Source organism: Stenotrophomonas maltophilia group sp. vghtpe118 (genome assembly GCF_052605195.1).
The window spans coordinates 3,174,049-3,187,174 of the sequence record NZ_CP199672.1 but is presented as its reverse complement, the minus strand read 5'-3'; the positions used below and the strand labels follow the sequence as shown (position 1 = coordinate 3,187,174).

Below are 13,126 nucleotides of genomic sequence, written 5' to 3'. Positions count from 1 at the left end.
CCTTGCTGCATTCAAACTGCAGCAGCCAGCTTGACGATTTCCACTAAATATTTATTCCTGAGCTTCCGCTCCCGAGAATCATTAACACCCTCCGCCGCAGCGAGCCTGTAGTCATCCGGCAGCGTGTTCTCGAATTTGCCAAGCTCAATCTTTAGCTTCCCAGGGTCAATCACGGACCCGCCAGCTATGGAGCCAGCCACGGCGACAATTAGCGAAAACAGGTTGGCCTTATTTAACCAGTATGACCCTTGCTGGAACTGAGCGCTAACTATCAATTTCGCCGAGGCTTCAAGAAGCCCCACGACAAGCTCCTTGTCCTCAAAATCCTGAGCGTATTGATCCAAGTATTCCTTGGCTCTAACGTTTCGATTGAAAAAACCAGACAACACTGTCGTCATGAGATTCAATATGTGCATCAAATGCACTTTCCTTGAAACCTCGTGCGCTTTAAAAACGCCGTACTCGTCGTACAATCGATTGAAGTACGGCGTCGGATGTGCCGCCGCCCAGTCAAAGAACGACTTATCCACCGACGGATCGATTCGGAACTTGTCTTCCTCCTCGTCGTCATTGATGGAACCAAGTTCTCCCGCCAGGTGGCTTGCTACGAGCATGTATTGAGAGGGCGCGTACTGGGAAGCAAGTTTCTCGATGGCGGTCAACGAATTCGAAGTCCTATTAAGGCGCTGGAATATTTCCTTGACCCTTCCATCATTGTTATCCAAATCCAATTCTATGACAGCTAACTCATACTTCAGGAATTCTGATTTGGCATCGCTACTAAGCTCTTGATATGTACTTCCATCAACGAGGAACACTCCCGCGATATACTCACTTATTGCATTGAGCCGCTGCTGACCATCGACCACGCAAGAAGTGGTGGCCATATTTTCGACATCAATCACACCCTTTGATATAAATATTTGCGGACACGGAAATCCCAGCAAGATGGTCTTAATGAAGTCCTGTTTATGCACCTCTCGCCAAACCAGATTTCGTTGAAAGTACGCATCAAGGATCAAGCGCCCCATATTGATGTCGTTAACAACTGTTATCAGATCCCTTGATCGGACATGATACTTAATCATAAAAATCCCTTCCTCCCCATGTCTGCGAATACGTTTGACTGCTTTAACTTAAACGCAACATCGGACAGATATATGCCTGCAGATATTTTCGAGAAAACGCTAGAGTGGTCTAGTGACAGCTTTCGAAAGAACTCCATCCACGATTTTCTCGCGTCGCAATACGGCATCATATCCGGCCTAAATATCCCCTTGGCAAGACACTCGACAAAAGAGTCATAAGTACTACCCACGGCGCCATGCTTCCGGGCAAAGCCTCTTCTATCTCGATATTGGTTGGTTGCGACGATCACTTCGCCGACGTATCGATTGAAGCAATCGTGGTCTATGATCGCTACATCAAGGTCAGATTCGCCTCTAGAGAAAGGCGTCTTTTTTACAGGACTAAATCCCAGCTTAGCCGATCCACAAACATGTACAGATCGAACGGAAACCGAAAAGAATTCGGCAATAGATTCTGTTATCGAGAAGCCGATGTCTTCACAGCCTTCGAATGCCACTGTCGGGGAAAGAACAAGCATCCGCATTGCGACATCACTACTCGATGTGCCCTTCCCGATTGATTCAACAATCACCCTCTTTCTGTCCATAGCCCCCCTCTATCCTTTACTGACAGGCGTAAAAAGAAGGGGCAGCCTCAGCTGCCCCTTTTTACTTCTCAATCAAACCCCAACAGGATTAGCCTTCTCCGGATCAATCTTGTACTGCTTGATCGCCCGGGCCACATCCTTCGCGGTCATCTTCCCTTCCTTCGCCAGCGCCGCAATCGCGGCATGCGCGATGTAGTACCGATCCACCTCAAAGAACCGGCGCAGGTTCGCACGCGTATCCGACCGGCCGAAGCCATCCGTACCCAGCACCGTGTAAGACATCGGCACGAACGCGCGGATCTGGTCCGCATACGCACGCACGTAGTCGGTAGCGGCAATCGCCGGGCCCTGGCGGCCTTCCAGCAGCTCGGTCACGTAGGCCTTGCGCTGCTCACCTTCCGGATGCAGGCGGTTGGCACGTTCCACGTCGAAACCATCGCGACGCAGTTCGTTGAAGCTCGGGCAGCTCCAGATGTCGGCGGTCACGCCGAAGTCCTTGTCCAGCAGCTCGGCGGCGGCAATGGCTTCGCGCAGGATGGTGCCCGAACCCAGCAGCTGCACGCGCAGCTCGCCCTTCTTCGGCTTGCCGGCGTCGGTCAGCAGGTACATGCCCTTGACGATGCCTTCGGCCGCGCCTTCCGGCATTTCCGGGTGGGTGTAGTTCTCGTTCATCAGGGTGACGTAGTAATACTCGTCCACCTGGTCTTCCATCATGCGCTTGGTGCCGTGCTGCAGGATCACCGTCACTTCGAAGCCGAAGGTCGGGTCGTAGCTGCGCACGTTCGGGATGCCACCGGCCACCAGATGGCTGAAGCCATCTTCGTGCTGCAGGCCTTCACCGTTCAGCGTGGTGCGGCCGGCGGTGCCGCCCAGCAGGAAGCCGCGGGTACGCATATCGGCGGCCTGCCAGGCGATGTCGCCCACGCGCTGGAAGCCGAACATCGAGTAGTAGATGTAGAACGGCAGCATCGGCACGTTGCTGACCGAGTAGCTGGTACCGGCGGCCATCCACGAGCTGATTGCACCCGGCTCGCTGATGCCCTGCTGCAGCACCTGGCCGCTCTGGTCTTCGCGGTAGAACATCAGCTGGTCGGCGTCGACCGGCTTGTACTTCTGGCCGAACGGCGCGTAGATGCCGATCTGGCGGAACAGGCCTTCCATGCCGAAGGTACGGGCTTCGTCGGCCACGATCGGCACGATGTGCGGCCCCAGTTCCTTGTCGCGCAGGGTGATGTTCAGGCTCTGCACGAAGGCCATGGTGGTGGAGTAGCTGCGCTCGCCACTGCTCTTCAGCAGGCGCTCGTAGGCTTCCAGCTTCGGCGCCACGAAGGTCTTGTCGGCCTTGCGGCGGCGCTGCGGCAGGTAACCGCCCAGTGCGGCACGGCGTTCCTGCAGGTACTGCACTTCCGGCGAATCCGGGCCCGGGTGGTAGAACGGCACCTGGCCGTCGGCCAGCTGCGCGTCGGTCACCGGAATGTTGAAGCGGTCGCGGAAGTGGCGCACCGCTTCGTCGTCCAGCTTCTTGGTCTGGTGGGTCGGGTTCAGTGCTTCACCGGCGCTGCCCATGCCGTAACCCTTCACGGTCTTGGCCAGGATGACGGTCGGCATGCCCTTGGTGTTCACGGCCTGGTGGTAGGCGGCATACACCTTGTGCGGGTCGTGGCCACCACGGTTCAGGCGCCAGATGTCGTCGTCGCTCAGGCCGGCCACCATCGCAGCGGTTTCCGGGTACTTGCCGAAGAAATGCTCGCGGGTATACGCGCCGCCGAAGGCCTTGCAGTTCTGGTATTCGCCGTCGACGGTTTCCATCATCAGCTTCTTCAGGACGCCGTTGGTGTCCTTGGCCAGCAGGGCATCCCAGTAACCGCCCCACAGCAGCTTGATCACGTTCCAGCCGCCGCCACGGAACACGCCTTCCAGTTCCTGGATGATCTTGCCGTTGCCGCGCACCGGGCCGTCCAGGCGCTGCAGGTTGCAGTTCACCACGAAGATCAGGTTGTCCAGGCCTTCACGGCCGGCCAGGGCGATGGCACCCAGGGTTTCCGGCTCGTCGCTCTCGCCGTCGCCGATGAAGCACCACACCTTGCGGTCGGACTTCTCGATCAGGCCACGGTTTTCCAGGTAGCGCATGAACTGCGCCTGGTAGATGGCGGCCAGCGGGCCCAGGCCCATCGACACGGTCGGGGTCTGCCAGTAGTCCGGCATCAGCCACGGGTGCGGGTACGAGGACAGGCCACCGCCGTCCACTTCCATGCGGAACTTGTCCAGCTGCTCTTCGCTGATGCGGCCTTCCAGGAAGGAACGTGCGTAGATGCCCGGGGCGCTGTGGCCCTGGATGAACAGCAGGTCGCCCGGGTGGTTTTCGCTCGGGGCGCGCCAGAAGTGGTTGAAGCCCACGTCGTACAGGGTGGCGCCGGAGGCGAACGAGGCGATGTGGCCGCCCAGGTCACCCGGCTTGCGGTTGGCGCGCACCACGGTGGCCATCGCGTTCCAGCGGATGATCGAACGGATGCGCCATTCCAGCTCGGCGTTGCCCGGGCTCTTGGCCTCGAACTGCGGTTCGATGGTATTGACGTATTCGGTGGTGGGAGAGAACGGCAGGTAGGCGCCCGAACGACGGGTCAGTTCCACCATGCCTTCCAGCAGCTGATGCGCGCGCTCGGAGCCCTCGACATCAATAACGGCCTTCAACGACTCGATCCACTCCTGGGTTTCCACAGGATTCGGGTCGTTGTTCAGCACCTCGTTCAACCAGTTCATTAGCGCTCCCATAACCGCACGCACGCGCGCGACTGTTGTATAGATTTCTAGACCGCAAAGTGTAGCGCACCAAGGGCTTTCGTCACTTGGCTACGCAGGCGTATGGATGCAACCGGCCAGTGTCCGCAAGGGGCTTGCCAGGCCCGCTGATGGCCCTGCGGCGGGCCTTGGCGGCGGCGCGGGCTGTCGCTTGCGGGCCGCTGCGCCCATGCGCAGGACGCAGTGTTACTGCTGCCGATGACGGTTGTAGGGCAACTCCAGAACCGCCGTAGGTGGGCGCCGGGCAGCGGTTCTGAACCGGCGACAACATGTCGCACCTGCCTCTGGATCGCTGCCAGTCGCGGGCCCAGGGTAGGTCGCGAGTGATGGGCCCGATGGCCCTGCTCCCTTCCACAGCATCGCCGGGGCGCCTCGCAGGGGGCGCCCCTTTTGCTGTGCGCACGAAGGTCCGTGGCCCAAATTGCACCTGCTTGTGGCCGGATCGGATGTTGTCGCTTTCGACATATCGATATATCGTTTGCATACTCGTTTACCGATATATCGAAATGAGCCGTACCGCTTCTGCCAGAGCCCGTTCCACCGATCCGGATGTGCCGCGCCGCAACGGCCAGCCGCGCGTCCTCAGCCGCGGCGACCTGCGCCTGCTGGTGCTGGCCCTGATCGGCGAGCAGCCGCGCCATGGCTACGAGCTGATGCAGCTGATCAGCAACCAGTTCATGCAGGCCTACACGCCCAGCGCCGGCACCATGTACCCGCTGCTGGCCAGCTTCGAGCAGGCCGGCTGGATCGAGGCCGAGGAAGTGGATGGCAAGCGGATCTTCCGCATCACCGCCGCCGGCGAGTTCGAGCTGAAGGTGCAGCGCACCCAGGTGCGCCTGGCGCAGCGACGTGCCTTCGACCGTGCCCGCGAGATCACCAAGGCCTCGCTGCCGCCGCCGCTGGCCGCGGCCCTGCGCGAGTTCAAGCGGGCGCTGGTGCACCACCACGGCCGCTGGGCCGAGGGTGAGGCGGACGAAGTGGCGGCGCTGCTGACGCGGGCCTCAGCCCTGCTCAACGGTACGGTCGGTAGCGGGCAACCACCGATTTCAACGACCCAGCCAGACTGACGCCAGCCAGGTCTCCCCTACGCCGCGCGCCCCGCGCGACACCTTTACAGGTAACCCCCATGACCGAACACAACAACACGCGCCTGCGCCTGGATGTGCGCTTCCGTGAACTGACCGTGCTGCGCACTGAAGAGGTCACCCCGCACATGCGCCGCATCGTGCTGGGTGGCGACGACCTGGCCGGCTTCGATTCGCCCGGCGCCGACGACCACATCAAGCTGTTCTTCCCCAACGCTGCGGGCGAGATGGTGCTGCCGGTGCTGACCGCCGAAGGCCGCAGCTACCCGGCCGGCAAGGCGCCTTCGCCGGCCCGTGACTACACCCCGCGCTGGTGGGACCACGAGCGCGGCGAGCTGGCCATCGACTTCGTGCTGCACGACCAGGGCGTGGCCGGGCCGTGGGCCGAACGCGCACAGCCGGGCGACATGCTGGTGATCGGCGGCCCGCGCGGCTCGTTCGTGGTGGCCGACACCTACGACGCCTACGTGCTGATCGGCGATGAAACCGCACTGCCGGCCATCGCCCGTTGGCTGGACATGCTGCCGGACAGTGCCGAGGTGCAGGCCTTCATCGAAGTGCGCGACGAGGCCGAGCGCCAGGACCTGCCGCAGTACGAGAACGTGCGCATCCACTGGCTGGAGCGCAACGGCTTCCCGGCGGCCAGCAGTACGCTGCTGGAAGACATGCTGACCGACTTCGAGGCCCCGGACGGCGATGTCTTCTACTGGATCGCCACCGAATCTCGCCGCGCACGGATGATGCGCAAGTTCATCGAAGGCCACCTGGGTGTGCCACGCGACTGGATTCGTTCCACCGGCTACTGGAAGGCCCACCCGGACGAAACCGACGGCGATTGATCAAAAGGCGGTGGGTGCGGACCCTGCTTGGTGGGTGCGGACCGTTGGTCCGCACGCCTTTGATGCACCTTCCTGGGTGGGTGCGGACCGTTGGTCCGCACGCCCTTGACCATGTAGAGCCGAGCCCACGCTCGGCTGCTTTTCGCTCCACCCTCGCGTTACGCGCGATGAGCCGAGCGTGGGCTCGGCTCTACAGGAGCACTGGGCGCCGCCTGCCGCATCCACCCGAACCGCTTCGCGGCCCAGATCTCCAGCGCCACCAGCAGCGCGATGATCAACAACGGCAACAGCAGCCCGAAATACACACCGGGCATCATGCCGTTGATCTGCGCCTTCACCAGCCGCAGCACGCCACGGGTGTGCAGCAGCTCATCCACGTGCATGGTCAGCGCCTCGCGCACCACTTTCGGTTCCAGGCCGAGGGTACCGGCCCGTTCCACCAGCGTGTCTTCCACCATGCCGCACAGCAGACCTTCGCGCACTTCCGTGGGTGATACAGCGGGCCATTGTGGAGCCGAGCCCATGCTCGGCTGCTCGTCGTTCCGCCATCGGAAAACCCTCGCGCTGCGCGCGATGAGCCGAGCGTGGGCTCGGCTCTACAGGTATTCCATCGCCCGGTTCAACGCATCCGCCGGCAAGCAATGCGACAATCGCGCTCCTTTCCTGCAGCAACGAGGCCCACATGGCCAAACTGACCCTGGCCAGCGTGGATGCGCTGCGCGCCCGTTTCGCTGATGACGCTGCCTGCGACGCGGCCCTGGCCGCCTTCGCCGACACCGCTGCACTGCGCGCGCCGCTGCGCGAGCTGGTGGAAGCACAGCACCGCTACCTGCAGGCCGAATTCGAAGTGGCGCAGGTGGCCGACGTGCTGCGCCGCGACCAGAAGTACGCGCCGGTGGGTCGGCCTTCGATCAACATCGTGCAGCTGCGCAAGCAGCAGGCTGCCACCAAGCAGGCGGCGCTGATCGCCCGCCAGAGCGTGGCGCAGGCGGCGCAGACGTTCGTGCGGGTGAGCGGGATGACGGTGAAGGCCAAGCAGAGCCCGAGCGAAGCGTGCGTGGCATGGTTGGGCGCGTTGCGCTGAGGGATCGTGCGGACCAACGGTCCGCACCCACCAGATGCAGGTTGGCACCTGCCGGGTAGTGCCGGCCGCTGGCCGGCAACCCCATCGGCATCGGGTGCCTCGCATGCAGAACCCAAAAAGAAGGCCCGCTTTTCAGCGGGCCTTCTGCCTTCTCACGACGAGTGAGTGGGGTGCATCAGGCCGCCGGCTTTTCGCCGGTGGCTTCGGTGGTGATGCGGATCTTCACTTCATCGCTGACGTTCGGGGCATAGGCGCCGACGCCGAAATCGCTGCGCTTCAGGGTGGTGGTGGCATCGAAGCCGGCGGCCGGAACCTTGGCCATCGGGTGCTCGCCGCCGCCGTTGACGGTGACGTCCAGGGTGACCGGCTTGGTGATGCCCTTGATGGTCAGGTCGCCGGTGACGGTCAGCTTGTTGGTGCCGGCCGCTTCCACCTTGGTGCTCTTGAAGGTGGCATCGGCGAACTTGGCGGCGTCGAAGAAGTCGGCGCTCTTCAGGTGCTCGTCGAACTTGGCGGTGAAGCTGTTCAGGCCGCTCAGCGGCAGCTTCACTTCCACGGTGGACTTGGTCACGTCTTCGGCGTTGTACACCAGGGTGCCTTCGACGTTGCCGAAGTGCGCGCTGGGGTTGGAGAAGCCGAAGTGGCTCCACTGCGCCAGTACGTCGGTGTGGCTCGGGTCCAGCTTGTAGGTGCCCGAGGCGATCTTGATCGCTTCGGCGGCCGGCGCGGCATCAGCGGCCGGGGTGGCAGCCTGCTCGGTGGTCGCCGGGGCGGCGGCATCGGCCGCCGGGGCAGCGGTATCGGCCGGCTTGGAGCAGGCGGCGATGGCCAGGGTCAGGGCCAGCGGCAGCAGCAGTTTACGGGTGGCGCTCATCTGAGGAACTCTCCGGATCGTAGGGTGGGTACACGGTGCAGCAAGAGCCCGCCGCGGGACGGCGGGCCCGAAACCGATACAGCGACTTACGCGATGCGCGCCGCTTCGTCGAACGACAGGCGCGGCAGGCGCGGGAACAGGCCCGCCGGATCACCGTAACCCAGGTTGACCAGGAAATTCGACTTGATGGAGGTGCCGGCGAAGAAGGCTTCGTCGACCTTGGCCGGGTCGAAGCCGGACATCGGGCCGGCATCCAGGCCCAGCGCGCGCGCAGCCAGGATCAGGTAGGCACCCTGCAGGCTGCCGTTGCGGATGGCGGCTTCGTGGCGGCCTTCCTGCGGGCCATCGAACCAGGCCTTGGCATCGGTGTGCGGGAACAGGTACGGCAGCTTCTCGTGGAAGTCCAGGTCGAAACCGATGATGACGGTGACCGGCGCAGCCATGGTCTTGGCCAGGTTGCCTTCGGACAGCGCCGGGGCCAGCTTGTCCTTGGCCTCCTTCGAGGTGACGAAGACGAAGCGGGCCGGCGTGGTGTTGGCCGCGGTGGGGCCCCACTTCACCAAGTCGTACAGTTCCTTCAGCAGGCTCTCGGGCACCGGCTTGTCGAGGAAGGCGTTCTGGGTGCGGGCCGTACGGAACAGCTGATCAAGGGCGGCGGCGTCGAGCGCGTGGGACATCGGTGGATCTCCAGGGCGGCGAAAGGAAGTCAGTGCCCGCGGGCGGCGCGGGGCGAAACGACGAGCCGCAGTGTAGAGTGTCGCGACTGTTGCAACACCCAGCAGGGCTGAAACGAATTAATGCCAATGGTGAAACGATCGAGCGCGCCATGGACGGTCACTGACGGCCGTGCGGGCAATGTCCGCCAGGCGGTCGCGCTGGCCTCGGCACTGCGCCAGGGCACCCACCGACCGCTGCTCCTGCAACCGCGCGCACCCTGGCGCTGGCTGTCGCCGCGGCGCCTGCCCGGCGATGTGAATGGCTACGGCGAGGCCTTGGCGACGCTGGCGGCTGAGGCGCCGGCACTGGCGATCGGCTGTGGTCGCCAGGCGGCCGGTGCCCTGCGCGTGCTGCGTGCACGCGGCAGCCAGGTAGTGCAGATCCTCGACCCGCGCATCAGCGCCCGCCATTGGGACGTGGTGGTGGTGCCGGAACACGACGCCCTGCGTGGCTGCAATGTGCTGACCCTGCTCGGCAGCCTCAACCCGGTGGACGACGACTGGCTGGCCTGGGGCCGCGCCGCGTTCGCCGGCTTCAGCACCTTGCCCGGCCCGCGCACCGCACTGCTGGTCGGCGGGCCGACGCCGCTGGCGCCGTGGGACGAGACGGCGATGGTCGGCGTATTCCAGGCGCTGGCCGAGCAGATCCGCAGCGAAGGCGGCAGCCTGCTGGCCACCACCTCGCGACGCACGCCGCCAGCCCTGGCCGAGATCCTGCGCGCGAAGTTCGCCGACCTGCCGCACGTGATCTGGGGCGATGGTGGCGACGGTACCAATCCCTATGGCGGCCTGCTCGGCTGGGCCAACCGCGTGGTGGTCTCGCCCGATTCGGTGAACCTGCTCTCTGAAGCCTGCGCCACGCGCATGCCGGTAATGGTGGCGCTGGCCGATACCGCGCAGGGCCGGCTGGCCCGGTTCCAGCAGCAGCTGCGCGAACGCGGGCGCTTGCAGCCGCACTGGCTGGACTGGCAGTACGACCGCATCGAGCCATTGCGCGAAACCGCGCGCGTGGCGGCGGAAGTAAAGCAGCGCCTGGCCTTGGGGTAGTGCCGGCCGCTGGCCGGCAACGCTGTGCGCATTACCGGACACCCTGCCGATGCCGGCCAGCGGCCGGCACTACCGGGGTGCGCAGCGATTTCTGAACATTTCAATCCGCCCATACCGTTAGAGTCCGGTGTCCCCCACCGGACCGAATGCCTTCATGCGTACCCTGCTCCTGCTGCCCCTGGCCCTGCTCGCCGCGTGTTCGACCGCGCCCACCGAGCTGGACCCGATCTCCTATCAATGCCAGCAGCAGCTGGATGCGTACCGCGAACAGCCGGCGCTGCGCGATCCGAAGACGGGCGAGCGCCCGCCGCTGCCGATCGCCCCGATCAGCGATGCCTGCGACAGGGAACTCCAGCGCAAGGGCGTGGATCGCCCGCTGCGCTGAGCAGCGTATGATCGGCGCGCGGGCCTGCCCGCCGTTGAAGGTACCGACATGGATCGTTTTTCCCGCCTGCGCCGCGCCGCGCTGCTGATCGCCAGCCTGCTGGCGACCGCACCGGCCTGGGCCGACAGCACCGCCTGCCGCGAGCGCTACCCGAGCGTGGCGTCGCAGGCGGCGATGCTGGATGTCGCCTGGACCACCGCCGAACGCCTGGACGCGCTGCCCGATGTGGACGTGGTGGTGGCCGCGCGCGGTGGCCAGGACCTGAGCCGCTATGGCCTGCGCCACAGCCACCTGGCCTTCCTGCTGCGCGAGGACGACGGCCGCTGGCGCGCGATGCACCTGCTCAACCGCTGCAAGACCGACCGCTCGCAGCTGTACCACGAGGGCCTCGGCAACTTCGTCGGCGAGAGCGGCGGCCATACCGACCTGCGCATCGGCGTGCCGTCGGCCCCCTTGCGTGCAGCGCTGCGCGCGATGCTGGTGCCGCCCTCGATCCAGCCCAAGGCGCTGCACGAAGCGAAGTACAACGTGGTCGCCTACCCGTTCGCCACCGACTACCAGAACTCCAACCAGTGGGTGCTGGAAGTGCTGGCGGCGGCGATGGCGCAGGCCGAAGGCGCGCCGGCCATCGTCAAGCGCGAACAGGCACAGCAGTGGCTGCACCAGCAGAAGTACCAGCCCAGCGTGCTGCATATCGGCCTCGGCAAGCGCGTGGGTGCGCGCCTGTTCGTGGCCAACGCCACCACCACCGACCATCCGGCCGGCGAACGCATCTCCGGCAACTATTCGGTGGTGACGGTGGAATCGGTGTTCGACTTCCTGCACCAGCGCAGCCAGCTGCAGCAGGAACTGGTGATCCCCCACGTGGCGGTGGCCGGTGCCACTGCCGCCACGCCCTGAATCCCGCTAGGAGAACGATATGCGTCCGCTGCTTGCCTCTGTGTTGTCGATGGTGATCGTCACCGGTCTGGCCTGGTCTACGGCCGCCCACGCCGAACGCCGCATCGTGATCATCCATGACCCGGGCCCGCAGGGACCGAGCCTGGAAATGTCCACGCAGATGGTGGCCTCGGCCCGCGCCGCAGCAGCGAAGGAAGCCCAGGATGCGGCCGATGCCGGCCAGCCGCTGGCCCGCCCGCAGCAGATCAAGCTGCCGCAGATGGAGGTGAGCGCAATCGCCACCACCGTCGATGGCCGCCGCGAAGTGCTGCTGCGTGATGCCAACGATCCGCAGAACACCGCGTCGATGCAGTATCCGCGCGGCGTCGGCGACCCGGCCGTGCAGTTCACCGTGGGCCAGACCGTGAACTTCGAGCCAACCGGCGCCGACCAGGGCTGGCAGCTGAAGGACAACCAGGGCCGCCCGCTGGAATACCTGCCCGAGGCCACCGGCCCGCGCGATATCTTCGATACCCGGCGCTGAGCCGCCGTCCCCACGCTGACCAGGAGGTCTCCATGTTCCGTTGCCTGCGCGTTCCCGCTTCTGCCCTGCTGCTCTCGGCGCTGCTGGTGCCCACCGTCCATGCCGGCGCCGCGCCGCAGTTGAACAGCAGCGAGGCCAGCGTGCTGATCACCTCGCTGATCGTGGTCTCGGTGCCGCTCGCTGCATCGGCGGGCCTGTCCGAACTGTCGAAAGCGCCGTTCAAGGCCAGTGAACGCAATGGCAGGGTTGCCCGCACCAAGGCGGTGCCACTGCCGCCGATGGAAGTGAAGAAGGTGGAGACCACGGCGGCCGGCGAGCGCCAGGTGCAGCTGCAGGTGCCCGACAAGGCCGATCAGACCGCCACCCTGCGCTGGCCGGCGCGCGTGCATGAAGACCAGACGGCGGCCTTCGTGGTCGGCCAGCAGGTGCATTTCGACCCCACCGAGGCCGGTGCCGGCTGGACCGTGAAGAGCGCACAGGGCCAAGCGCTGGCTTACGTCCCCACCGCCTACGCCGCGGGCGATGTGATGAGCGAAGCGTTGTAAAGCTGAACAAGCGGTTTTGGCTTTGCCGCGGGCCGGGCGGATAATGAGCGATCCCCCTTTGTCCCCCTGGCTCGCCATGTCCGTGCGTCCTGCCCCTGTGTTTGCCCCGCTGACCGCCCGCGCCCTGGTGCTGGCGGTATTGGCGATGGGCGCGGTGGTGCTGCTGTCCAACGTGCTGGTGCAGTACCCGATCAATGACTGGCTGACCTGGGGTGCCTTCAGCTATCCGGTCGCGTTCCTGGTCAGCAACCTGATCAACCGCCGCTTCGGCCCGGGCCCGGCGCGCCGCGTGGCGTGGATCGGCTTCGCGGTGGCGGTGCTGTTGTCGATCTGGGTGGCCACGCCGCGCATCGCCGTTGCCTCGTGCTCAGCCTTCATCGTGGCGCAGTTGCTGGACATCACCGTGTTCGACCGCCTGCGCCGTGGCAGCTGGTGGCGCGCACCGATGGTGGCCACGACCTGCAGTGCGACGGTGGATACCACCATTTTCTGGTCGATCGCGTTTGCCGGTTCCACCCTGCCGTGGGTGAGCTGGGCAGCCGGCGACCTGGCAGTGAAGCTGGCGATCGGCGTGTGCCTGCTGGCCCCGTTCCGCGCGCTGCTGTGGAAGATGGCGCCGCTGCGCGCGACCAGCTGACCGCACATGCTCTGGTA

At 64.7% G+C, this 13,126-nt stretch carries 14 protein-coding genes and 1 pseudogene; 9 read left to right on the top strand and 6 right to left on the bottom strand.

The window, feature by feature from the left end; all coding sequences use genetic code 11:
* Window positions 1–11 precede the first annotated feature (11 nt).
* From ACUDTM_RS14535 to aceE, 3 genes are all read right to left on the bottom strand, one after another.
* Window positions 12–1,088, bottom strand: a complete 1,077-nt coding sequence (locus ACUDTM_RS14535) for a DUF262 domain-containing protein (RefSeq protein WP_353080516.1) — start codon at window positions 1,086–1,088, stop codon at window positions 12–14.
* Window positions 1,085–1,675, bottom strand: a complete 591-nt coding sequence (locus tag ACUDTM_RS14530; RefSeq protein ID WP_353080517.1) for a hypothetical protein — start codon at window positions 1,673–1,675, stop codon at window positions 1,085–1,087. The genes ACUDTM_RS14535 and ACUDTM_RS14530 overlap by 4 nt, the downstream gene beginning before the upstream one ends.
* Before the next feature lie 72 nt (window positions 1,676–1,747).
* A complete protein-coding gene (gene aceE / locus ACUDTM_RS14525) occupies window positions 1,748–4,435 on the bottom strand; it encodes a pyruvate dehydrogenase (acetyl-transferring), homodimeric type (RefSeq protein WP_012478970.1) in 2,688 nt (895 codons plus the stop codon).
* A gap of 545 nt (window positions 4,436–4,980) precedes the next feature.
* Between aceE and ACUDTM_RS14520 the strand changes: the two genes are divergently transcribed.
* Together ACUDTM_RS14520 and ACUDTM_RS14515 are read left to right on the top strand one after the other, a co-directional pair.
* Entirely contained in the window at window positions 4,981–5,541 is a 561-nt protein-coding gene (locus ACUDTM_RS14520) for a PadR family transcriptional regulator (RefSeq protein WP_088496217.1), read from the top strand.
* A 59-nt stretch (window positions 5,542–5,600) separates the two neighbouring features.
* Window positions 5,601–6,398, top strand: coding sequence for a siderophore-interacting protein (locus ACUDTM_RS14515; RefSeq protein WP_072167691.1), 798 nt, complete (start codon window positions 5,601–5,603; stop codon window positions 6,396–6,398).
* Between the two features lie 158 nt (window positions 6,399–6,556).
* On the opposite strand, the pseudogene ACUDTM_RS14510 reads toward ACUDTM_RS14515, so the two are convergent.
* Window positions 6,557–6,883: pseudogene (locus tag ACUDTM_RS14510) on the bottom strand (hypothetical protein); the annotation flags it as partial.
* A gap of 197 nt (window positions 6,884–7,080) precedes the next feature.
* Between ACUDTM_RS14510 and ACUDTM_RS14505 the strand changes: the two are divergent.
* Complete coding sequence (locus ACUDTM_RS14505) at window positions 7,081–7,482, top strand: hypothetical protein (RefSeq protein ID WP_227838107.1); 402 nt, start codon at window positions 7,081–7,083, stop codon at window positions 7,480–7,482.
* Window positions 7,483–7,657: 175 nt separating this feature from the next.
* On the opposite strand, the gene ACUDTM_RS14500 is transcribed toward ACUDTM_RS14505, so the two are convergent.
* Window positions 7,658–8,356, bottom strand: a complete 699-nt coding sequence (locus tag ACUDTM_RS14500) for a YceI family protein (protein ID WP_072169052.1) — start codon at window positions 8,354–8,356, stop codon at window positions 7,658–7,660.
* Between the two features lie 86 nt (window positions 8,357–8,442).
* Entirely contained in the window at window positions 8,443–9,033 is a 591-nt protein-coding gene (locus ACUDTM_RS14495; RefSeq protein ID WP_005415046.1) for a malonic semialdehyde reductase, read from the bottom strand.
* A gap of 126 nt (window positions 9,034–9,159) precedes the next feature.
* Between ACUDTM_RS14495 and ACUDTM_RS14490 the strand changes: the two genes are divergently transcribed.
* The 6 genes from ACUDTM_RS14490 to ACUDTM_RS14465 all read left to right on the top strand — a co-directional run bounded on the left by ACUDTM_RS14490 (window position 9,160) and on the right by ACUDTM_RS14465 (window position 13,109).
* Complete coding sequence (locus ACUDTM_RS14490; protein WP_111008377.1) at window positions 9,160–10,119, top strand: mitochondrial fission ELM1 family protein; 960 nt, start codon at window positions 9,160–9,162, stop codon at window positions 10,117–10,119.
* A 154-nt stretch (window positions 10,120–10,273) separates the two neighbouring features.
* On the top strand, window positions 10,274–10,504 hold the full coding sequence (locus ACUDTM_RS14485; protein WP_005415044.1) for a hypothetical protein: 231 nt from the start codon (window positions 10,274–10,276) through the stop codon (window positions 10,502–10,504).
* Window positions 10,505–10,552: 48 nt separating this feature from the next.
* Window positions 10,553–11,404 carry a DUF2145 domain-containing protein gene (locus ACUDTM_RS14480; protein WP_438915087.1) on the top strand — a complete coding sequence of 284 codons (852 nt, stop codon included), beginning with the start codon at window positions 10,553–10,555 and terminating at the stop codon, window positions 11,402–11,404.
* Window positions 11,405–11,423: 19 nt separating this feature from the next.
* Complete coding sequence (locus ACUDTM_RS14475) at window positions 11,424–11,927, top strand: hypothetical protein (RefSeq protein ID WP_445391379.1); 504 nt, start codon at window positions 11,424–11,426, stop codon at window positions 11,925–11,927.
* A gap of 32 nt (window positions 11,928–11,959) precedes the next feature.
* Window positions 11,960–12,472, top strand: a complete 513-nt coding sequence (locus ACUDTM_RS14470) for a hypothetical protein (protein ID WP_065186629.1) — start codon at window positions 11,960–11,962, stop codon at window positions 12,470–12,472.
* 76 nt (window positions 12,473–12,548) lie between these two features.
* Window positions 12,549–13,109, top strand: a complete 561-nt coding sequence (locus ACUDTM_RS14465) for a queuosine precursor transporter (protein WP_005415040.1) — start codon at window positions 12,549–12,551, stop codon at window positions 13,107–13,109.
* Window positions 13,110–13,126: the final 17 nt, after the last annotated feature.